The following is a 21,065-nucleotide window of genomic DNA, read 5'->3' on the forward strand; positions in this document are numbered from 1 at the left end:
CACAGACCTTGATAGCATGATATCGATTACCGAAAAAACATTACAGGATTTAGAATTCAATACCGTTTTACAAACCATATCCGACCGCTGCCATACCGAAATCGGCAAGCAAAAAGCCTTGGAAATTGTGCCCTACAAAAATAAGGAAGACTTGCTGATGATGCTGGGGCAAACCTCGGAATACCTATCGTCATTTACGAATAATAATGCCATACCGAACCACGGTTTTGAGAATATCACCAACGATATCAAGTTTTTGAGTATAGAGGACAGTTTTTTGGAAGTGAGCAGTTTTCGAAAAATAGCTACTCTTTCGGATACGGTAAATACGTTGCTTTTGTTTTTGAAGAAATTCCACGATTATTATCCGAAATTAAACGAAAAAGCGACTCAGATAGAATACACCAAATACCTCATTCAAAAGATTGATGAAGTCGTCGATAAATATGGCGAAATCAAAGACAATGCGTCACCCGATTTGATTAATATTCGTCGGGATATGAATGTGGTGCGCGGTAAAGTGAACCAAAGTTTCGGACAAGCTTTGAGTCAGTACAACAGTTTGGGATATCTGGATGAAATCAAAGAAAGCATCGTGGAAAACAGGCGTGTTTTAGCCGTTTTAGCCATGTACCGCCGAAAAGTAAAAGGGTCTATCTTGGGTAGTTCCAAAACCGGAAGCATTGCTTATATTGAACCGGAAGCTACGTTGCGGTATTCGAGAGAGTTGCACAATTTGGAGTATGAAGAACGGGAAGAAATTACCAAAATTCTGAAAAAATTATCCAACGATATTCGACCGTATACCGAATTATTAAAGCAATACCAAGACTTTCTCAGCGACATCGATGTCATTTCGGCGAAAGCCAAATATGCCCGCAAGATCAATGCTGTTTTACCGCATATTACCGAAGAAAAGCGGTTGTACTTCAGGGATGCCTTTCACCCTATTTTGTTTTTAAACAATCAGGAGAAGAAAGAAAAGACGTTTCCGCAAACTATCGAATTGAAAAATGATAGTCGGATTATCGTGATTTCGGGACCGAATGCCGGCGGAAAAACCATTTCATTAAAAACGGTCGGATTGCTGCAATTGATGTTGCAATGCGGGATTTTGATTCCGGTACACGAACGCAGTGAAACCTTCTTGTTTGACCGAATCCTGACGGATATCGGTGATAACCAATCGATTGAAAATCATCTGAGCACCTACAGTTATCGCTTAAAAAACATGAATTATTTTCTGAAAAAATGCAATGCCAAAACGCTGTTCCTGATAGATGAATTCGGGACCGGTTCCGACCCCGAATTGGGCGGTGCGTTGGCCGAAACGTTTTTGGAAGAATTTTACCATCGGGAAGCGTTCGGGATTATTACAACGCACTACTCCAACTTAAAAATTTTAGCCAACGAACTGCCTTTTGCCTCTAATGCCAACATGCTTTTTGATGAAAAGTCGTTGGAGCCGATGTATAAATTAATATTGGGTCAGGCCGGAAGCTCGTTTACTTTTGAAGTTGCCCAAAAAAACGGTATTCCGTATGGTTTGATTAATCGTGCCAAAAAGAAAATTGAAGGCGGAAAAGTGCGCTTTGACAAAACCATTGCTACGCTGCAAAAAGAGCGCTCCAAACTCGAAAAAACCTCGCTGACGCTCAAAGAAGAAGAAAGCAAGGCACGGGAAGAAAGCAAAAAAATGGAAACCATCAATGCTAAAATTCAGGAGAAATTGGAGCGTTACCAGGAATTGTATGATGCCAACCAGCGCCTGATTTATTTGGGCCAAAAAATTGACGATTTATCGGAGAAATATTTCAACAACAAAGACAAAAAAGTACTAATCGGAGAATTTCTGAAATTGGTGGAAATTGAAAATTCGAAGCGCAAAAAAGCGACTGCCAAAGAGCAAAAAGAAAAAGCCATTATTCAGAAAAAGGTGGTGGAAGAAGTCAACGTAAAAGTAGAAGAAATTCGGGCCGCCAAAAAAGAGAAAAAAATAAAAGCCCAAAAGCTGGAAGCCGAAAAACCGAAAGTTACCTTAAAAATTGGCGATCGTGTTCGAATGTTAGACGGTAAATCAATTGGTACCATCGATAAAATTGAAAAAAACAAAGCGGTGGTCAATTACGGTATCTTTACGTCTAAAGTGAGTTTAGACGAACTCGAATTTGTACAAGCAAAATAATATGGAAATAGCCGACCTACCCAAAGACAAGAAAATAATACTGTTTGACGGTGTCTGCAATCTTTGCAACTCGGCCGTACAATTTGTAATCAAAAAAGATCGCAAGGACATCTTCAGGTTTGTTGCTTTGCAATCGGAATTGGGTCAAAAAATTGTAAATTATATTGGCATCAACACCAAAAATATAGACAGCATCATCTTATACGAACCCGGAAAAGCCTATTACTACAAAGCTGAGGCAGCATTACAAATCGTGAAAGAATTGGGCGGACTGTACGCTGGTTTACGAGTATTCGCTGTGTTTCCTGCCTTCATCAATAATGCTGTTTATGATTATGTAGCCCGTCATCGGTATCAATGGTACGGCAAAAGAGAATCGTGTATGGTTCCGACTCAGGAATTGCGTGCCAAATTTTTAGTATGACAATTATCATGATTATTATTCGTTGAACTACTTATTTTTGAGTAACAATAATAATCGAAACATCATGACTTTTTTATCCCTTCCGCTTTATTCATGGGAAAATGGCGCTTTTATCATGATTGGGGTGTTTGCCCTGGTGGTATTGATTTTGGTGAGCGCCGTTTTTGCGATGATGAACAGTAAAAACAAAAAAAACGACTAAGTTTCCTTAGTCGTTTTTATTTATCGTTTCAGTAAACGAATTACTGTTTTACAATCTTTTTAGTAGTACTTCCTAATTCAGAAGAAATCGTTACGGTATAAATACCTTGTGCTAAATCAGAGATGTTTAATTGTGTATTGCTTACGCTGTCAACTTTAACCGATTTTACCAATCTTCCGTTGATATCGTGCATTTCTACTGCAGTGATAGGCGTATTGTTCGCGCTGGCAATATTGAAACTTTCTCTTGCCGGGTTTGGCGATACCGAAAACGCAACTACATCGCCGGCTTGGTTAACACCTAACAACGCTTCTTCTGGAGTAGCTTTAGCCGTAATGTTATCAAAAACAATTTCAGCCACGGCTGCATTAGAAGTCGGAGTACCTTGCACAATGTCTAATTCGTCGATAGCAAATGGACCGGCCCAGTTAGCTTGTGGCAAACCGGTATAAACCGCACCAACTTTCCAGATAGTTTCTCCAGTCGTAGTATCATAAGCAAATCCCATACGGTACCAAGTATCCGGATCTAAAACCAAACCACCGGTTTGTAATGTAATCAAGAAAGTTCCGAAAGTACCTGCATTGTTAAGATACGCAACTCCTTGTAAAATTCGAGTATTTGCATTGTAAACATAACCATTCAATACTCTGGCAGTTGTACCGTCAAGACCATAAAGTCTCATACCGAATTGACCGGTACTTGTAGTAGCCGAACCGGTGTACATATCGTACTCTACCTCAAAGATTTCATTACCTGAATCTCTGGTATCCCAAGCTGCGGCTAAACCGTCTTTCCACATAAAGCGGCTTCCTTTGTTTCCGTCTGAACCCACAATTTTAACACCATTGGTAGATTCAAAACCATCAACAACGATTTGAAAGTTAGCGTTACCGGCATTAGTAGCGGTAGTTGGAGCAGTACCGTTAGAAGCAAAAGTTAACCAACCGCCTTGTCCTGCCGTTAATCCGGTGAAATCGGTTCCAACATCACCTAAAGAAAGTCCGTTGAAATCTTCAGATTGAAGCATCTGAGCTCCTGCAAATGAAGATGATAAAACAAATGACAATAGTAAAAGTTTTTTCATAAGTATTGATTTTTTTTGATTTTAATTCCCAAATGTATAAAGTATTTTATAAATGCAATAATTTTTAACTATCTTTTTCCCACTTTCCTACTACAGATGTGGCAATGGCATTGCCGAGAACATTTGTTGCGCTGCGAAACATGTCACAAAAATGATCGATTGGTAAGATTAAAGCTATACCTACTTCGGGAATTTTAAACATGCCACAGGTAGCTGCCACCACCACCAAGCTGGCACGCGGTACGCCTGCTATTCCTTTACTGGTAAGCATTAACACCAACAACATGGTCATTTGGGTTCCGGTGTCTAAAGGAACACCATACGCTTGTGCAATAAAAATACTGGCAAAGGTCATGTACATCATACTCCCGTCAAGATTGAACGAATAGCCTAAAGGCAACATAAAAGAAACAACTTTGTCTTTTACCCCAAATCGCTCCAACTCTTCGGTCAGTTTCGGAAAAACGGCTTCACTGCTTGTGGTTCCGAAAGCAATGACCAACGGACTCATGATTCGCTTTAAAAGCGTTGTCATATGTCCCTTTAAAAACAAATAGCCCACCAGTAAGAGTACTATCCACAAGGTGCCGATTCCGACTAAAAAGGATCCAAAGAAATAAAGGTACGTTTTAATTAACTCCCAAAAATCTATCATGGCCAAAACGCTCGCGATAGCCCCAAATACGCCAAAGGGTGCAAACTTCATGACATAGTTTACCATTTTCAGAATGATATGTGACGTTTTATCCAGGGCATTGATGACCGGTTTGGCATGCGAACCTATAGAGGCCGCCGCCAATCCGAAAAAGATAGAAAAAATAACAATTTGCAGAATTTCATTCGTAGCCATAGCTTCCACCACACTTTTAGGAATAATATGTTCTACAAAGTTTTGGGCTGAAAATCCTTCTGTTTTTTGAACAATTTCAGAAGCTTTTTCGGTATCCAAATTAGGTAGTTGAATCTTCTCTCCGGGTTTCAAAACGTTGACCCAAAACATCCCAATCAATAATGAAATAAAGGAAGCCGAAAAAAACCATGCTAAAGCTCTGCCGCCAATTCGACCGACCGATTTGATATCACCCAGCTTAGCAATACCTACCACAAGTGTCGTAAACACTAAGGGTGCAATAATCATTTGAACCAATCGAATAAAGATAGTAGCCAACAATTTGATGGTTTTGCTGAAAGACTCACGCGCGCTTTCATCAAAATTTTTGAATACAAAAACCCCTAAGAGTGCCCCGAGCACTACGGCAATAAGAATTTGAAAGGTAAGATTGGATAGTAATGATTTTTTGGGAGTAGTTGCAGTATCCATGAATTATTGGTAAATTTTGTTTCGTAAATAAAAATCGGCTAATACTATGGCGGCCATCGCCTCTACAATCGGAACGGCACGCGGCACTACACACGGATCGTGTCTTCCTTTGCCTTGTTGTGTGATGATGGTATTTTGATTGGTCAAAATTTCTTGTTTTTGCAGTAACGTAGCCACCGGTTTGAAAGCCACTCGGAAATAAATATCCATTCCGTTGGAGATGCCGCCTTGAATCCCCCCGGACAAATTGGTCTTGGTGGTGCCGTCTTCATTGTATAAATCATTGTGCGCGCTTCCCTTCATTCGAGCCCCGCAAAATCCGCTCCCGTATTCAAATCCTTTTACGGCATTAATGGAAAGCATGGCTTTACCTAATTCGGCATGCAGTTTATCAAAAACCGGTTCTCCCAAGCCAATCGGTACATTCTGAATAACACAAGTAACCGTTCCGCCTACGGTGTCGCCCGATTTGCGTACTTCCATGATGAAATTTTCCATTTTTTGAGCCGTTTCCGGATCAGGACAACGCACCGCATTGGATTCTGTTAAGGAGAAATCGAGGTTTTGATACGGTTTATCAATAAAGATATCGCCCACAGAGGATACAAAAGCATGGATGGAAATATTTTTCAATACTTGTTTTGCTATGGCTCCGGCTGCCACTCTACAGGCTGTTTCGCGTGCCGAACTTCTTCCGCCACCGCGATAATCGCGCAGGCCGTACTTTTGCTCGTACACATAATCGGCATGACTCGGACGATACGTTGTTTGCAAATCACTGTAATCGTCTGATTTTTGATTGGTGTTGGGAATGATAAAACCTATTGGTGTTCCGGTTGTTTTACCCTCAAAGATACCGGAAAGAAACTGAATTTCATCTTCTTCTTTACGTTGGGTAACAATTTTGGATTGTCCCGGTTTTCTCCTTTGCATTTCGGCCTTGATAGCTTCAAAATCAATGGCTATCCCCGCCGGACAACCATCAATTATTCCACCCAAAGCAGCACCGTGGGATTCGCCAAACGTAGTAAGTTTAAAAAGTGTTCCGTAACTGTTTCCGGCCATGGATATATAGTTTTAAACAAATATAGTCCTTTGAAACTATTGCGGCAATAGCAAAACAATATTTATCGGTTTACCCAAAATTGAAATTTTATAACTTTTAACAAATATTTTATAAACCCGTATTATTAAGATACTCTATCTTTGTTTTAGTAAAATTGTTACTACAAATACAATTTTATGAACTTAAATATTTAATATAAATTCAAGAATTATGAAAAAATTATTTCTAAGTGCTTTCATGTTAGTAGGTTTAGCATTCAGCACGCAAGCTCAAGACATTTCAAAAAATGCTTTAGGTTTACGTTTAGGAGACAATGACGGTTTTGGAGGAGAAGTATCTTACCAAAGAGGATTATCTAAAAACAATCGCTTAGAACTTGACTTGGGTTGGCGAGACAGTAACGATGTAGATGCTTTTAAATTGGTTGGATTGTATCAATGGGTTTGGAACATCGACAAAGGATTTAATTGGTATGCCGGTGTTGGTGGTGGTATTGGTAGCTGGAGTTACAATAAAAACGGTTACAAAGATGACGGTACTATTTTGCTAGCCGCGGGTGATATCGGTATTGAATATAATTTTGACATTCCGCTACAATTGTCATTGGATTTCCGTCCGGAATTGTACTTTAATTCGGATGATTACAGAGATGATAGTTTTGGTCCTGATATTGCTTTGGGTATCCGTTACAGATGGTAATCATTTCGTGAAATACATAAAAAAGGCTTGCAAATGCAAGCCTTTTTTTATTTAAAAACTATCGGTTTTTTAGAATTGATTTTCACCACCGTGTAGGGCTGAACGATGTTTTCATTTGAAGGATCGGCCTCGGTATTTTTCTGAGTATCTTTAATATAGACCAAAATTTCCGTCTCGGTTTCAATAATTTTTTCAATTTTGATTCGGTTGTACGGCTCTTTGGTTGGTCCGGAGTTAAGCACCAAAAAACTACTGGTTTTGGCATCGTCGGTTTTTATTTTTTGACTTAATGTTTCATCACCCAACAACATCAGGACTTCTTTGGGTTCTGTCAGCACTTCATAAAACTTGATTCCGGCTCCGCCATCATTATTAACAGCCAATATTTCATACAATGGTTTTGACGCTGTAGGCTTGGTAGAAGAACAGGATGTTAAAAATAAAAGGACGGCTAAAATGGCAAAAAAGTTTCTCATTGGGCTTCTTTTATCGCTTTAACGTATAAATTTTCATATAGAGGTAATATGTTTTTAATATCAAACTGCTTGGCTACATGCAATGCATTGGCTTTGAATTGCTTTAACGTTTCCTCATCCGTCAAAATCTTCAAAGCATTCTCTGCCATGCTGTCAACATCGCCTACATTGCTCAAATACCCCGAAATTCCGTCAAAATTAACTTCGGGTAAACCACCCGAGTTGCTGGAAATCACCGGAACACTCCACGCCATAGCTTCCAAAGCTGCTAAGCCGAAACTCTCTGTTTCGGAAGGCAGCAGAAACAAATCGGAATAGGATAAGATTTGGTCAATTTCATTACTGTTGCCAAAGAAAATTACTTTATCGGCTATGCCCAAATCGCTGCACAACTGCTCGGCTTTGGCTTTTTCGGGTCCGTCGCCCACCATCATTAATTTGGCCGGTATTTTTTCCTGAATTTTATAAAAGATTTTAATGATATCGGGAATTCGTTTTACGCGTCTGAAGTTACTGATATGGGTAATGATGCGCTCCTCTTTTTGAGCCATCACCGAACGTTGACAGGAAATCAAGCTCTCGTTTCGCGTTTTATCCAACTCGATAAAGTTGGGAATTACGTGTATTTCTTTATTGATATTGAAAAAATTATAGGTGTCGTCTTTCAGGCTTTGAGAAACGGAAGTCACCACATCCGACTTATTGATACTGAAATTCACAGCCGGTTTATAAAACGGATGATTCCCTACTAACGTTATATCGGTACCGTGAAGCGTGGTAACCATCGGAATAACGATGCCTTCATCCTTCAGCATTTGCTTGGCCATGTAACCGGCATACGCATGCGGAATGGCATAATGCACGTGTAACAATTCAATTTTATAGAGTTTTACCATGTCGACCAACTTACTGGACAAGGCCAATTCATAGGGTTGATAATGGAATAGCGGATATTCGGGTACGTTGACTTCGTGATAATGCACGTTGGGATTGAGTAACGCCAAACGCACCGGCTGACGATACGTAATAAAGTGAATTTCATGTCCGCGATGTGCCAATTCGAGTCCTAACTCTGTGGCCACCACGCCACTTCCTCCAAAGGTTGGATAGCAAACAATGGCTATTTTCATATTCAAATTTTGTTGGTACGAATTTAATTAAAATACCAAGGCAAAATTGTAAAAGTTCGTTAAAGATTTTGGCTCCGCAGCGCAAAAAACAAAAGCACCCGAAGGTGCTTTTAGGAAACGTCTTTAGTTTGAGGAACACTATGGGTTCCATTCCTTCGGGAAAAGTAATTTTTCTGTTTTTCGCTCTTTAGCATTTCCGTAGCTCAGTTGCACCACTATATTAGTGTCGTCTTCTGATACATTTACCAATTTAGGATTAATCAGATTTTCGTAGACAACCAGTTTACAAACAGCTTCTTCTCCATCCTGACAAACAGAAAGATACACGTTGTTGGAAACCGTACCCGTGCCTTCTTCTCCGGCACTGCCGGGAGCATTAAAAGTGGTTATAACCTTTACTGAATTGTGCTTCAGGGGAAAAGATTGATAGGCTGAAATAGTATTTACAAATTGGGCCAATTTGTCTTTTGACAGGTCTTTGGCCTTTAAAGACTGGGCGTTACTTCCTACCGAAAGTATTGCGAAAACAAAGAATAACAAGTGTTTCATAATTTAATTTTTAAATTGCTTTACATATAAACTAATTCCTATCGAATAACTTAATAACTACTTTTTCAGTCACTCTTTCTTTTGCATTCCCATAACTAAACTTGATTGAGATAGTAGTATCGTCTTCAGTAACTTCTTCTACTTCAATGGATGCAAGGTTTTTAACAATATACAATTTACAATCAATGGTCTCGCCATCCTGACAGTTAGAAATATAAAGATCTTGTGTGGCACTATCGAGTTCAAATTGATGAGGATTAAATTGACTTGACACAACAAAAGTACTAACGGAATTGTTTTTAAGCCGGTGCTCCTTATAACTAAAAATACTACCGGCAAAGCGATTTAGTTCTTCATTCTGAACAGATTCACACTTCACTTTTTGAGCTATACACAAACAGCTACAAAAGAAAAAAAGAAATAAAAAAGAAGATTTCATATACTATTTTAAGTTAATTACTTTGAACAGAAACATGGATGTGATCCCGATGACCACCTACCGGCCAATTTAAATTAACGGATCCATTTGGAAATGTCTTATGCCTGAAATGAGGACCAAAGTTTTCACGAATTCCTTCAAAGGCATCAAACGCATTTTGTAAGGCAGCCACCTGACTGTTATTTCCTAAATTGATGATTTTATTTCCGTTAATCCTACTAATATCAACAGCGGTTCCCTTACCATGATTACTATATTCACTATGAATTCCATTTGTTGTTGCTTTGACATAAATAGAAGTTATCTTTTCAGAAGCAGGAAGATTGGTATTCGCTTCATTTAGAGCAAAAACAATTGCATCAACTAAACGGGTTGCCACTTCCTGATCGGCACTTTCATTGTCGGTTGAAGTCGTTCCAAAAATTACTTGCACCGTGGAGCCATCATTCAATACAATTTGATGCGGGATATGTTCTTTGGGTCCATTGTAATCTTCATTAGTATCATCGCCATCTCCCAAATAGCCATCTCCCGAATAGCCGTCGTTGTTCATCATGGAAGTAATCATCTGCTTGGCGTGAATTTTGCTTTGTGCGGAAAAGAAATTTTCAGACAGAAAATACAAAATAGCATTACTTTCTAAACTGTTATTGTTGATATAAGCTCGTTGCTCTACATTGAGTGAAAGTTTAAATTGCAAATACAAGTTGTAACTGGAACATTCAATAGAGCCATCACAATTGTCATCTGTGGCATTTGATTCGGTCTCAGAGGCGGCTCCACCACCATTACCCATCCCGTCATTGGCTAAAAATAAAGGCTGTGACGTAAGCCCTTCATCTTGATAACACAATCCGGTGGCTATAGAACGGGTCACACATAACGAACACCAATCACATACCCCGGTAGCACAAGGACCGGTTCCGGTACAATGGAAAGTATAGGTTTCCCCGAAACAAGTGTAAAAGCGACCTCCGGCTACGTTTAAAGTGTCTTCGCTGTCGAAAACCACTTCCAATGTCTCATACTTCTTTTCATCCGTAGGTTGTAACATTTCTTTCAACAAGTAAACCGTTTCCTTCCAACCTCCATTGTTGTATTCATAGACCAAATTGTATAATTCTTTGGAATTGGCCGCCTCTTCAAGCGGTATGATTTTTAGGGAAAAATTGGTTTTATTGGCTGCTATCATTTCTTTAACAAGCGAAGTATCGACAACGAAATCCCTTAATTCAATTGTTCTGCCGTCGGACTGCACTATGGTGTGTTGAACCCGAATATTGTTGTCAAATCGATGCATACCTGTTTTCTCTTTAAATTCTTTAAAGTTGAGCATTTTTACTTTATAACTATTGTCTTGGATTTTATCTTCATATAAATCCTTTTCGCAACTTGTCATGAATAACACCAAACAAAAAATTGATAATTGTAAGGCGATTTTTAAATTATTTTTCATAATTTCGTTTTGTTAAATTAAACTTTTGTGAGAGATTGTTTTTTTAACTACGAGAGCTATCCCTACCGGGATGGCTTTCTCTTTTTAGGGAATTGACTATTTCATAGGCATAATTTTGAAAAATGATACACTATTGCTACTCCACAACTGTGGAGAAACTAAAAAAAGCGACAAATAAAAACTAAAGATCAATTACTAGACGTAACTGATTGTTCATAAAGAACTTGTGTGGTATTTACTTTAATGAACAATTGAAATTTTGGTCTCTCAAAGCTAGGAAAAGTTTTTGAATAAACCATAAAAAACTTACAAAATTTTCAAGAAAACAGAAAATTATTTTTCTGTAACCGCTTCTTGTATAATCTTTTGGATGTCTTCTCTAATATTTTCCTTAGAGAGTTTGTTGGGTAAATTGGAATCGGGATAGGTTCTGTTGGAAAGAAAAACGTAAACAATCTCGGTTTCAGGATCAGCCCAAGCCATAGTTCCGGTAAAGCCGGTATGACCAAAACTCGACTTGGAAACACAGCCACAAGTTGGTCCTGCCCCGTTGATTTGCGGTTTATCATATCCTAATCCTCTACGGTTTCCTTCCTCACAAAAATGACAGGTATTAAACGTATCAAATGTTTCGGGAGAAAAATACTGTAACCCGCCATAAGTCCCTTTTTGAAGAAACAATTGCATCATTTTGGCCATATCCATGGCATTGGAAAAAATACCCGCATGACCGGCTACGCCTCCTTCCATAGCGGCCTCCATATCATGAACATACCCTTGTATGGTGTCGTGACGGAAGTAGGTATCAATTTCACTGGGCACTATATTTTTTTTATCCACTTTCGTCAACGGATTGTAAAGGGTATAATTCATCCCAAGCGTGCTGTAGAAATTGTCATAGGTAAGTTTATCCAGCGATTTTCGGGTAACTTTTTCCAAGTAATGCTTTAAAATAATAAAGGTAAAATCACTGTACTTGTACTCTTTTTTGTCCAAGAGCGGGCTGTCGATAATTTGTTGCATGATGATATTATGGTAGTCATCACGGATGAATAAACTGTCGGAAACCCTCTTAGTGAATCCTTCGGTATACACTTTTTTGTAAAATTTATCCATGGGCATCTTAGCCGAATCCAGAGTGGCTTTGTAAAACGGAATCCAAGCCTGCATTCTTCCGTAATGCGACAACAACTCTTTAAATGTAATGTGCTGTTTGTTGGATCCTTTAAACTCGGGTAACATCTCATCGAGTTTGGTATCTAAACTCACTTTGTGATGGTCGTACAATTGCATCAGATTTGGCAAGGTAGCGACTACTTTGGTCAAAGAAGCCACATCGTATAAGTCGGTATTTTTTACTTTGGTTGCATTATCATAGGTATGATAGCCAAATGCTTTTTGATAAATAACTTTCCCTTTTCTGGCCACCACAATTTGCATCCCGGGAGCCATTTTACCATCGATAGCTTTTTGTGCTATTAGGTCAATTTGACTGAGCTTATCGGAATCCATCCCTACTCTTTCCGGTACGCTGAAGCCCAAACGATCCAACTGACGCGTTGTAACACCGTCACCGGCTTTGTAGAAACTGTTAATAGAAACCGGCAACAAACCTTTCGCACCAATGGCTCCGAATAGTAATTCTGCTGAAACTTCCTGAGCGACATCGCCATTCTGATACGAAACGACTACGCCTTCAATATCGGTAAAGTTTAAAATTCGGGACAGCGAATAGGGCTTGGCAAAACAATCAATAATTACCTTTTTTTGTTCGGCCACAGCATCAATAAGTTGGAGTTCCGCAACACTGAGTTCAGGTGATTTCCACCATGATTTATCCGATTTGTGGTATCCGATTATCACGGTTTCGTAATCGGTCAACTTAACCAACAGCGAATCTACATTGGTATCGGCTATTTCGGTTACCTCGGTATATTTCTTTAAGGTATTTAAAAATGTGGAATGGTTGTCATCGCCTAATTTAACATAGGCAATCTTTTGATTTACGTTTTTAATCGGAAGAATCTCGCCATCGTTTTTAACCACTGTCACCGCATTTTCATACAATTCATATTGAAGTGCCAAATTGGACTTGGGATTGACATCGTGAAACAAATTAATTTCTTCTACGGGTTTGTACCGGTGCAATCCGGCTTTAAACTTATACCGCAAAATTTTCTTCACCGATTCGGCCAGTCGGTCTTCCGTAAAAAGACTGTCCTGGTAGGCCACACAAAGTTTTTCAACCGCCAATGGCACATTCTCCGCAAAAAGCAAAATGTCGTTTCCGGCCAAAAAGGCTTCCAAATCGATATCACCGGGTTTCTTAAAATTACTGGCGCCTTTCATATTTAAAGCATCCGTAAAGATGAGTCCGTCAAAATTCAACTCTTTCTTCAACAAACCGGTTACCACAGGTTGTGAAATAGAAGTCGGATATCCGGGGCGAGGTTCCAAACTCGGCACATTAAGATGCGCCACCATTACTGAGACCAAACCCTCATCAAACATTCTTTTGTAAGGATACAACTCAACATTTTCAAGATGGGCTAACGAAGCGTTAACCACCGGCAACGTACTATGGGAATCGGTTGATGTATCGCCGTGACCCGGAAAATGTTTTCCGGTAGAAAATATCCCTTGTCCTTGTACACCTTTCAGTAAAGCAATGGCGTGCTCGGTAACATTGACTTTGTTTTCACCAAAAGAACGGTAGCCGATAATGGGATTTTTAGGATTGGTATTGATATCGAGAACCGGGGCAAAATTAAAATGAACCCCCATTCTTTTGCTCTCTTTTCCCATAGCTTCCCCTACTTTCTCCACCAACTTTAGGTCTCTTATAGCACCCAAAGTCATGTTGAACGGATAGCGAAAAGTAGAATCCAAGCGCATACTCATACCCCATTCGGCATCGATACCGATAAATAAAGGAATCTTGGCTAATGATTGGTATTGGTTGGTTAATCGGGCTTGGCGCTTAGGACCTCCTTGAAAGAAGATAAGTCCGCCGATTTTGTAATCGCGAACCAACTTTTTAATGGCATTGGTATGAAGGGTGTCTTTATTGGAATAGGCCGCTACCATGAACAATTGGCCGACCTTTTCATCAAAAGTCATTTGATTGTAAATGCTGTCTACCCAACGATTCTCGGCATCGGTCACCGGAAAAAAGTTTTTTCGCTCCTTTTTAATGTAAGGGGTGCTGTCTTCTGAGATTACGTTAGCTTCTGTTTTGACCACAGTTTTTTGCTGCTTGTTTTTGGTGGATGCACAATTGGTAACCAACAATAACAAGACACTGAATATACTTATTCGGAACAAAAACTGTTTCATCAACAACAAGGATTAAAAGAAGCGACTATGCCAGCTTTCGGCAGCGGGAACTTCCCAACAATCGTTAAACTCTTCAATGGTATTCACTAAATTATTAAATACGATGGTATTGGCCGTAACGGCTTTTTCTTTAGCCATTCGTTTGAAATCCAATAACGACTTATGGGCAATATGCTCGCCATTTTTGAAGGTAACATTCATTTTATCTAACAAATCAACCTGATATTTTTGTTCTAAACTTTGGATGAATGATACCGAAGTGTCAATAGAGCATCCGGTGGCTTGTTGCACCGCTTGATTTACGGCTATAATGATAAAACGATTGTATTTAACCAGATAAGACGCTTCCAAGCCGGTACCGTGAGCGGACCAATTTTCGAGGAATGTCTTTAACTCATTCTCTATTTCGGTAATCTCGGCATCAGAGAACTTTCGATTGGATTGGTAGATCCAAATTCGGGATTCTTCGGGTAAATTTTCAAAAGGAACAAACATGGAATTCTAGATTTGAGATTTGGCCCCTCGACTGTACAAAGGGCAAGAGTGGTTTCTATTATAAATCGTCGGCATTAGCTATTAGTTCGGCTACATCCATCACTTTTACAGCGCCTTCTTTTTCTTTGGCTTTCACGCCATCGGTCAGCATGGTGTTGCAAAACGGACAGCCGGCTGCAATAATCTCGGGTTGGGTTTCTAACGCATCTTCCGTTCGGGCCACATTGATGTCTTTATTCCCGTTTTCGGGTTCTTTAAACATTTGAGCTCCTCCGGCACCGCAACATAAACCATTGGCACGTGAGCGTTTCATTTCGACCAATTCAGCATCCAGCTTCTGAATTAAATCTCGGGGTGCTTCGTACACGTTATTGGCTCTGCCCAAATAACACGGATCATGGAAAGTGATTTTTTTCCCTTTGAATTGACCGCCTTCGATAGTTAAGCGTCCCGAATCTAATAATTGCTTTAAAAATTCGGTGTGATGCACCACTTCATAGGTTCCACCCAATTCGGGGTATTCATTTTTCAACGTATTAAAACAATGCGGACAAGCCGTTACGATTTTTTTGGCTTCATAGGCATTTAAAACCTCGATATTCATCAGGGCCTGCATTTGAAACAAAAATTCGTTTCCGGCGCGTTTGGCCGGATCACCGGTACAACTTTCTTCGGTACCCAGAACCGCAAAGGAAACGTTGGCACGATTTAAAATGCGTACAAATGCTTTGGTTATTTTTTTAGCTCTGTCGTCGAAACTACCGGCACAGCCTACCCAAAACAATACTTCGGGTTGTTTGCCTTGCGCCATCATTTCTGCCATTGTCGGCACGTTTAATACTTCACTCATACAATTTCAATTTAAAAATTTCAAAGGCTCTAACCTGAAATTTACTATCTGATTTTATTCATGATGCTCATCATCGAACACCTGAATGGTTACTTCTTTTTCGACCAAATCGGTAAATTTTCCGCGATAACGTGTGGCTTTTACCAAGTGATTGTCAATCCAATGGTAATTTCCGCCGCGTGGCTTCCCGAATAAAATACCGTGGTATTTGAACCCGTGTTGTTTGAGCCAACGCTCGGTATATTCTCGATGCGCTTCGGTTCTCGAGGTAAAGAAGAAAATAATATGACCTTCATCGTACCACTTGTTCAGGGTTACCAATGCATCAGGATACACCTCAGCCGTGAGCATTCGTTCCGGTTCTTCGTTGGGAATATCATCGCAAATGGTACCGTCGATGTCGATTAAATAATTCTTGATGCCTTCCGGTAAAATCGGACTCAAATGCTGTCCGTTTTGTGTGATGCTTTGCAAATTCTTTTCAATGTCTTCCGCTTTCATTTTGTTACTTTTTATCGTGTTTCAAATTCATTCGACAAATTCCCAAGCCTCACAAATATGAGAATTCATCCTTTTATCTAATTTATTTCTCTTCGTTCAATACAATTCGCGCTATGCGCTCGGGTTAATTTTCGTCTTTCCAGTTCAATCGATCCATCTGATTGTATTGCCATGGTGCACCGTTATTTTCGATGTTCGTCATCATAGCATTTAACGATTGTGGCGCCGCACTCTGTTCCATCACTAAATACCTTCTCATATCCATGATAATCGATAACGGACTGATGTTTACCGGACATTCTTCCACACACGCATTACACGAAGTACACGCCCACAATTCTTCGGTAGTGATGTAATCGTTGAGTAACGATTTGCCATCGGGCACAAAAACACCTTTGTTGGCATCGATATTTTTCCCTACTTCTTCCAAACGATCGCGCGTATCCATCATAATTTTACGCGGCGATAATTTCTTGCCGGTTTGGTTCGCCGGACAGGAAGACGTACAACGACCACACTCGGTACACGTATAAGCATTGAGTAATTGTACCCAATTTAAATCGGTTACATCCGAAGCACCAAATTTGGCTGGTACCGCATTTTCGTCAACCGGTTGGGCCGCAAACGGATCGGCGTTCGGGTCCATCATTAGTTTAACTTCTTTGGTGACACTCGCTACGTTGTCGAATTTGCCTTTGGCATTTAAATCCGCAAAATAGGTATTCGGGAACGCCAATAAGATGTGTAAATGTTTCGAATAGTATAAATAATTCAGGAAGATTAAAATGCCGATGATGTGTAACCACCAAGCGATTCTTTCAATCATTTCGACCTGAACTATATCGAGTGATGCAAACCATGGATTGATATGTTTCGAAATAATGTTCCCGGAATTCAGGGCTTGAAAGCTCAAATCGGTGGCATTCATAATCAAAAACAAAGACATCAATACGATTTCGAAATACAAAATGGTATCGGCATCTTTCTTGGGAGCACCTTTTAAGTCTGAACTCGCAAAACGTTGTAATTTGAGGATGTTTCTTCTGGCCCAAAAAACAAGTACGGCGGCTAATACCAATACGGCTAATATCTCGAAAGAACCAATCAAAAAGCCGTAGAACGAACCCATGCCCGAGAATACCCGGTGCGTTCCGAACAATCCATCGATGATGATTTCGAGAACCTCCAAATTGATGATGATAAATCCGACATACACAATTATATGTAAAAACCCGGCTATGGGTCTTTTTACCATTTTAGATTGTCCTAAAGCCACCATAGCCATGTTATTCCATCGCGCCGAAGGATTATCGGAACGGTCAACATCGTGTCCTAACTTAATGTTGCGGGACAGTTTTTTTACATTTTTGGCAAAAAAACCAATGCCTGCGAGGAGAATGATGGCAAAAAGTATGTTGTCAATATACATCATGATGAAGAGTTTACTTTTTATTAAGTGTATCGTTTACCGGAGCTTTATAGGGTTTGTTCTTCTTTCCAAACAGCGATACATTCACATAGCGTGTCGGATTTAAACGCAAATCTTGAAGTAACAATTCCAATTCCTTGGATGTTTTGGTAAAGTTGGTATATAAGGTTTCATCCTTAGCCAGTTTCCCCAAAGTTCCTTTACCCGATTGCATATCGGCTAAGATTTTATCTACATTAGCCAACGTTTTTTCTAAATTTTTAACCGTTTGCCCGATGTTAGCTTTAGCTAAAGAATCGGAAATCTTGCCCATATTGGCCGATGTTTTTTCTACGTTGGCCAGGGTCGAATTGATTCTGCCTTTGTTATCGGCAATCATGGTATTCACCGATTCTGACGTTTGCTTGAACTCGGCCAAAGTGGCATTCAAATTCTCAAGACTGCTTCTTAAATTCTGTTTGGTTTTTTCGTCTAAAACCTGATTAATATTGACAAGCATTTTATTGGCATTTTCCAAAACCAAATTCAACTTGTCTTTAATCGGTTTGATTTCTTTGGAAACCTCTTCAGTTAAGCCTAATTTACTACCCGATTTTAAAAAGTCTCCCGATTGGGCCACCTCTTGTGTTGTGGTGTTGGGCAAAATGGCAATTTGTTTCCCGCCTATGGGTCCGGGAGAATACAATTCGGCTACACTGTTTTTCGGAATACCGAAATCCCCTTTTACCTGAAGCTCTACCAAGGACGTCCAATCCTTTTGCAATTCAATCGAATTGACCTTACCTACCACCAAACCATTGATAGTTACCGGTGAAGAAGCACTCAATCCGTCAACATTGTCATATTTTACATAATACTTGTTGTAACTCGACAACAAGTCTCTTCCTTTCAAAAAGCTATATCCCCAAATAAACAATAAAATGGAAGCTATAACTAAAATGGCGGTTTTGATTTCTCTGGTAATTTTCAATGCTACTGTTTTTTTATTTTGTACTGCTTGACCTTGAAGTCTCGAGTGGCAAAGTTAAAATAAAATACTAAAAATCGGTGTTATTATTGCTTTAATGCTTCCTGTACTGAGACTTTCCTTCCGTTTTTAAAGGCAATCACAAAAGCCGAACTGAACCCTTTGGCTTTCGCTTCTGCCAGCATTTTTTTGGCCTCTTCATAACTCGATGTTTCTCCGTACATGTATTTATACAAAGACCCTTCGGCGGACACCGAAATATTATTCAAACCATTAAAATTACTCGGCACCAAATCTAATTTTCGGCTGCTGGCCGAAAGTTGCACTTTAAAAGAGGCGACTCCTGTGCTGATGGGCTCCGGTTTTGTTTCCGGTTTTTTACTCTCGGGCGTTTTCACGGTTGGTTTGTTCACCGCTTGTGAGTCAACCGCTTTTACCGGTTCCATTTTTTGAGACGGCTTTACATCATCGTCATCATCGCCGCTGAAAAACTCTTTTTTGTAACTCATAATCGCATTGGCGATCGCTTCGGCAATTTGCTGCTGTCCGGCTTCCGAGTCTAATTTAGCCCCTTCCTCAGGATTGGAAATAAATCCCATCTCAATTAAAACTCGGGGCATGTAAGCCTTGTGCAAAACCATAAAAGGAGCTTGCTTCACACCGCGACTTTTGCTACCAACCTGGTCGATGAAATGATTTTGGATTTTCCCGGCCAAAGCAATACTATTCTCTAAATATTCCTCTTGCATGATGGTTAATCCGACTATACTCTCCGGTGATTTGGGATCATAGCCCTTATACTTTTGCTGGTAATCCTTTTCCATCGTAATTACTTCATTTTCCTTTTTGGCTGCTTCTAAGTTAGATGCGTTTTTGGACATACCCATCACATAGGTTTCCGAACCGCAGGCAGCCGAATTTTTGTTGGCATTACAATGAATGGATACAAAGATGTTAGCGTCGGCTCTGTTCGCAATATTAGCCCGCTCAATCAAATCAATAAACGTATCGGTTTTGCGTGTGTAAATCACTTCAACACCCGATTTTTGCTCTAATATTTTACCCACTTTAAGCACAACAGCCAAAGCAATTTTCTTTTCAATATGCCCGTTGTATACGGCTCCGAAATCATGGTCGCCGTGGCCGGCATCGAGTGCCACCTTGAATTTTTGGCCCGATTGAGAAAAAGCCAAAGCAGAAAAAAACAATAATACTACACAGCTTACTCTCTTTACTGCATTCATTTGTTTAACCATTTTAATGTTTAATTTATTTTAAAGCCGATGCTTTCCCTCCGCTGAAGCTTACTATAAATGCATCTGAGAACCCTTTGTCTTTAGCATCTTGATACATTTTTTTGACTTCATTCAAATCGGATGATTTGCCATAGAAGTATTTATACAGATTGTTTTCAAAGATAAATGAAATGTTACTCAATCCCTTGAAATCCGTAGAATTTAAATTCCTTTTTCGGGAGGTGGCAAATAGCTGTACTTTATACACACCGTCTTTGTCATCGTTCATTATCACTTCCTCTTGGGCAGCCCCCGTTATCTCCGCAGCTTTTTTCGCCACTCTTGGTTCAGTTACCGCAGAACCGGCACTATCATCACTGTAGTATTCTCTTTTGTATTGAAGAATAGCGTCGGCTATTTGGCGCGCCATCTTGGTTTGCCCTTCGTCAGAATTTAAAAACTCTCCCTCTTCTTTGTTGGACAAAAAACCTAACTCGATAAGCACACCGGGCATCACAGCCGCATCCAGAACCCAAAGCGGCTGCTGCTTGATTCCTCGTGTTTTGCGGTTCAAATTGTGTGTGAAATTATCCTGAATGACGGAAGCCAAACCAATACTGTTTTCCAAATTGACTTCTTTTTTTATGGTAAGGCCAATGAGGGATTCCGGCTTTTTAGGATCAAAACCTTGGTAGGTCTTTTTGTAATTGTCTTCCAATAAAATTACCGAGTTTTCACTTTTTGCCACTTCCAGATTCATATCGCTTCTCGACATCCCCATGACAAAAGTCTCGGTTCCGGCCGGGGTTTGATTCGTCACTGCATTACAATGAATGGAAACAAATAAATCGGCATTCAGTTTGTTGGCCACTTTCGGTCGGTTAACCAACTCAATAAACACATCCGATTTACGGGTATACACCACTTCCATGTCTTTTTCACGCTCTAAAAACTCTCCTACCTTGAGGGTGGTTTTTAAGGCAATTTCTTTTTCTACAAACCCGTGATAGGAATTCCCGGGATCTTTTCCACCGTGACCGGCATCTAAAACTACTACAAACCGATTGGATTTAGGTTGGGCACTTAAATGCAAGACACTCAAAACCAAAAGTATTCGCAAAGTCATTTTCATATACGTGGTAAATCCCATGAAATCAAAAAGTTAATTTTAATTAAAACCGAAAGGTTATAAAACCAATATTTCCTTATTTTTGACCC

20 protein-coding genes are annotated in these 21,065 nt (G+C 39.8%); 4 read left to right on the forward strand and 16 right to left on the reverse strand.

Annotation, left to right across the window (positions count from 1 at the left end; genetic code table 11):
• Window positions 1-16: 16 nt before the first annotated feature.
• The 3 genes from QHT84_RS06690 to QHT84_RS06700 all read left to right on the forward strand — a co-directional run bounded on the left by QHT84_RS06690 (window position 17) and on the right by QHT84_RS06700 (window position 2,811).
• Window positions 17-2,185, forward strand: coding sequence for an endonuclease MutS2 (locus QHT84_RS06690; protein ID WP_283238783.1), 2,169 nt, complete (start codon window positions 17-19; stop codon window positions 2,183-2,185).
• 7 nt (window positions 2,186-2,192) lie between these two features.
• Entirely contained in the window at window positions 2,193-2,609 is a 417-nt protein-coding gene (locus tag QHT84_RS06695; RefSeq protein ID WP_283239012.1) for a thiol-disulfide oxidoreductase DCC family protein, read from the forward strand.
• Window positions 2,610-2,673: 64 nt separating this feature from the next.
• Entirely contained in the window at window positions 2,674-2,811 is a 138-nt protein-coding gene (locus QHT84_RS06700) for a hypothetical protein (protein ID WP_283238784.1), read from the forward strand.
• A 40-nt stretch (window positions 2,812-2,851) separates the two neighbouring features.
• On the opposite strand, the gene QHT84_RS06705 is transcribed toward QHT84_RS06700, so the two are convergent.
• The 3 genes from QHT84_RS06705 to aroC all read right to left on the reverse strand — a co-directional run bounded on the left by QHT84_RS06705 (window position 2,852) and on the right by aroC (window position 6,284).
• Window positions 2,852-3,898, reverse strand: coding sequence for a T9SS type A sorting domain-containing protein (locus QHT84_RS06705; protein WP_283238785.1), 1,047 nt, complete (start codon window positions 3,896-3,898; stop codon window positions 2,852-2,854).
• Window positions 3,899-3,962: 64 nt separating this feature from the next.
• Window positions 3,963-5,219, reverse strand: a complete 1,257-nt coding sequence (locus tag QHT84_RS06710; RefSeq protein WP_283238786.1) for a dicarboxylate/amino acid:cation symporter — start codon at window positions 5,217-5,219, stop codon at window positions 3,963-3,965.
• A 3-nt stretch (window positions 5,220-5,222) separates the two neighbouring features.
• A complete protein-coding gene (aroC, locus tag QHT84_RS06715; protein ID WP_283238787.1) occupies window positions 5,223-6,284 on the reverse strand; it encodes a chorismate synthase in 1,062 nt (353 codons plus the stop codon).
• A 211-nt stretch (window positions 6,285-6,495) separates the two neighbouring features.
• Between aroC and QHT84_RS06720 the strand changes: the two genes are divergently transcribed.
• Window positions 6,496-6,984, forward strand: a complete 489-nt coding sequence (locus QHT84_RS06720; protein ID WP_283238788.1) for a hypothetical protein — start codon at window positions 6,496-6,498, stop codon at window positions 6,982-6,984.
• A gap of 47 nt (window positions 6,985-7,031) precedes the next feature.
• Here QHT84_RS06720 and QHT84_RS06725 read toward each other — a convergent pair whose 3' ends face one another.
• From QHT84_RS06725 to QHT84_RS06785, 13 genes are all read right to left on the reverse strand, one after another.
• Complete coding sequence (locus QHT84_RS06725) at window positions 7,032-7,460, reverse strand: hypothetical protein (protein ID WP_283238789.1); 429 nt, start codon at window positions 7,458-7,460, stop codon at window positions 7,032-7,034.
• The gene (gene bshA, locus QHT84_RS06730) at window positions 7,457-8,590 is read right to left on the reverse strand and encodes an N-acetyl-alpha-D-glucosaminyl L-malate synthase BshA (protein ID WP_283238790.1); all 1,134 of its coding nucleotides are present in this window, start codon (window positions 8,588-8,590) and stop codon (window positions 7,457-7,459) included. Before bshA ends, QHT84_RS06725 begins: the two co-directional genes overlap by 4 nt.
• 138 nt (window positions 8,591-8,728) lie before the next feature.
• Window positions 8,729-9,139 (reverse strand): hypothetical protein, encoded by a 411-nt coding sequence (locus tag QHT84_RS06735; protein ID WP_283238791.1) that lies wholly within the window; start codon window positions 9,137-9,139, stop codon window positions 8,729-8,731.
• Window positions 9,140-9,170: 31 nt separating this feature from the next.
• Window positions 9,171-9,578, reverse strand: a complete 408-nt coding sequence (locus tag QHT84_RS06740; RefSeq protein WP_283238792.1) for a hypothetical protein — start codon at window positions 9,576-9,578, stop codon at window positions 9,171-9,173.
• Between the two features lie 13 nt (window positions 9,579-9,591).
• The gene (locus QHT84_RS06745) at window positions 9,592-11,034 is read right to left on the reverse strand and encodes a hypothetical protein (protein WP_283238793.1); all 1,443 of its coding nucleotides are present in this window, start codon (window positions 11,032-11,034) and stop codon (window positions 9,592-9,594) included.
• Between the two features lie 333 nt (window positions 11,035-11,367).
• A complete protein-coding gene (locus tag QHT84_RS06750) occupies window positions 11,368-14,370 on the reverse strand; it encodes a glycoside hydrolase family 3 N-terminal domain-containing protein (protein WP_283238794.1) in 3,003 nt (1,000 codons plus the stop codon).
• Window positions 14,371-14,382: 12 nt separating this feature from the next.
• The gene (locus QHT84_RS06755) at window positions 14,383-14,865 is read right to left on the reverse strand and encodes an ABC transporter ATPase (protein WP_283238795.1); all 483 of its coding nucleotides are present in this window, start codon (window positions 14,863-14,865) and stop codon (window positions 14,383-14,385) included.
• Between the two features lie 58 nt (window positions 14,866-14,923).
• Window positions 14,924-15,715, reverse strand: a complete 792-nt coding sequence (locus tag QHT84_RS06760; protein WP_283238796.1) for a (Fe-S)-binding protein — start codon at window positions 15,713-15,715, stop codon at window positions 14,924-14,926.
• 54 nt (window positions 15,716-15,769) lie between these two features.
• The gene (locus tag QHT84_RS06765) at window positions 15,770-16,216 is read right to left on the reverse strand and encodes an LNS2 domain-containing protein (protein WP_283238797.1); all 447 of its coding nucleotides are present in this window, start codon (window positions 16,214-16,216) and stop codon (window positions 15,770-15,772) included.
• Between the two features lie 124 nt (window positions 16,217-16,340).
• On the reverse strand, window positions 16,341-17,648 hold the full coding sequence (locus tag QHT84_RS06770; RefSeq protein WP_283238798.1) for a (Fe-S)-binding protein: 1,308 nt from the start codon (window positions 17,646-17,648) through the stop codon (window positions 16,341-16,343).
• A gap of 10 nt (window positions 17,649-17,658) precedes the next feature.
• Window positions 17,659-18,615, reverse strand: a complete 957-nt coding sequence (locus QHT84_RS06775) for an MlaD family protein (RefSeq protein WP_283238799.1) — start codon at window positions 18,613-18,615, stop codon at window positions 17,659-17,661.
• An 83-nt stretch (window positions 18,616-18,698) separates the two neighbouring features.
• Window positions 18,699-19,856 carry an N-acetylmuramoyl-L-alanine amidase gene (locus QHT84_RS06780; RefSeq protein ID WP_283238800.1) on the reverse strand — a complete coding sequence of 386 codons (1,158 nt, stop codon included), beginning with the start codon at window positions 19,854-19,856 and terminating at the stop codon, window positions 18,699-18,701.
• A 25-nt stretch (window positions 19,857-19,881) separates the two neighbouring features.
• Complete coding sequence (locus tag QHT84_RS06785; protein WP_283238801.1) at window positions 19,882-20,997, reverse strand: N-acetylmuramoyl-L-alanine amidase family protein; 1,116 nt, start codon at window positions 20,995-20,997, stop codon at window positions 19,882-19,884.
• Between the last annotated feature and the right edge of the window lie 68 nt (window positions 20,998-21,065).

The organism is Flavobacterium sedimenticola, from assembly GCF_030053345.1.
In the GTDB taxonomy this organism is placed as follows: domain Bacteria; phylum Bacteroidota; class Bacteroidia; order Flavobacteriales; family Flavobacteriaceae; genus Flavobacterium; species Flavobacterium sedimenticola.

Bases quoted from the DNA above. Each gene is read 5' to 3' on its own strand.
- bshA (WP_283238790.1), bottom strand. From the start codon at position 8,590: ATGAAAATAGCCATTGTTTGCTATCCAACCTTTGGAGGAAGTGGCGTG.
- QHT84_RS06735 (WP_283238791.1), bottom strand. From the start codon at position 9,139: ATGAAACACTTGTTATTCTTTGTTTTCGCAATACTTTCGGTAGGAAGT.
- QHT84_RS06780 (WP_283238800.1), bottom strand. From the start codon at position 19,856: ATGAATGCAGTAAAGAGAGTAAGCTGTGTAGTATTATTGTTTTTTTCT.
- aroC (WP_283238787.1), bottom strand. From the start codon at position 6,284: ATGGCCGGAAACAGTTACGGAACACTTTTTAAACTTACTACGTTTGGC.
- QHT84_RS06690 (WP_283238783.1), top strand. From the start codon at position 17: ATGATATCGATTACCGAAAAAACATTACAGGATTTAGAATTCAATACC.
- QHT84_RS06740 (WP_283238792.1), bottom strand. From the start codon at position 9,578: ATGAAATCTTCTTTTTTATTTCTTTTTTTCTTTTGTAGCTGTTTGTGT.
- QHT84_RS06785 (WP_283238801.1), bottom strand. From the start codon at position 20,997: ATGGGATTTACCACGTATATGAAAATGACTTTGCGAATACTTTTGGTT.
- QHT84_RS06705 (WP_283238785.1), bottom strand. From the start codon at position 3,898: ATGAAAAAACTTTTACTATTGTCATTTGTTTTATCATCTTCATTTGCA.
- QHT84_RS06700 (WP_283238784.1), top strand. From the start codon at position 2,674: ATGACTTTTTTATCCCTTCCGCTTTATTCATGGGAAAATGGCGCTTTT.
- QHT84_RS06770 (WP_283238798.1), bottom strand. From the start codon at position 17,648: ATGATGTATATTGACAACATACTTTTTGCCATCATTCTCCTCGCAGGC.
- QHT84_RS06745 (WP_283238793.1), bottom strand. From the start codon at position 11,034: ATGAAAAATAATTTAAAAATCGCCTTACAATTATCAATTTTTTGTTTG.
- QHT84_RS06750 (WP_283238794.1), bottom strand. From the start codon at position 14,370: ATGAAACAGTTTTTGTTCCGAATAAGTATATTCAGTGTCTTGTTATTG.
- QHT84_RS06710 (WP_283238786.1), bottom strand. From the start codon at position 5,219: ATGGATACTGCAACTACTCCCAAAAAATCATTACTATCCAATCTTACC.
- QHT84_RS06725 (WP_283238789.1), bottom strand. From the start codon at position 7,460: ATGAGAAACTTTTTTGCCATTTTAGCCGTCCTTTTATTTTTAACATCC.
- QHT84_RS06760 (WP_283238796.1), bottom strand. From the start codon at position 15,715: ATGAGTGAAGTATTAAACGTGCCGACAATGGCAGAAATGATGGCGCAA.
- QHT84_RS06755 (WP_283238795.1), bottom strand. From the start codon at position 14,865: ATGTTTGTTCCTTTTGAAAATTTACCCGAAGAATCCCGAATTTGGATC.
- QHT84_RS06765 (WP_283238797.1), bottom strand. From the start codon at position 16,216: ATGAAAGCGGAAGACATTGAAAAGAATTTGCAAAGCATCACACAAAAC.
- QHT84_RS06720 (WP_283238788.1), top strand. From the start codon at position 6,496: ATGAAAAAATTATTTCTAAGTGCTTTCATGTTAGTAGGTTTAGCATTC.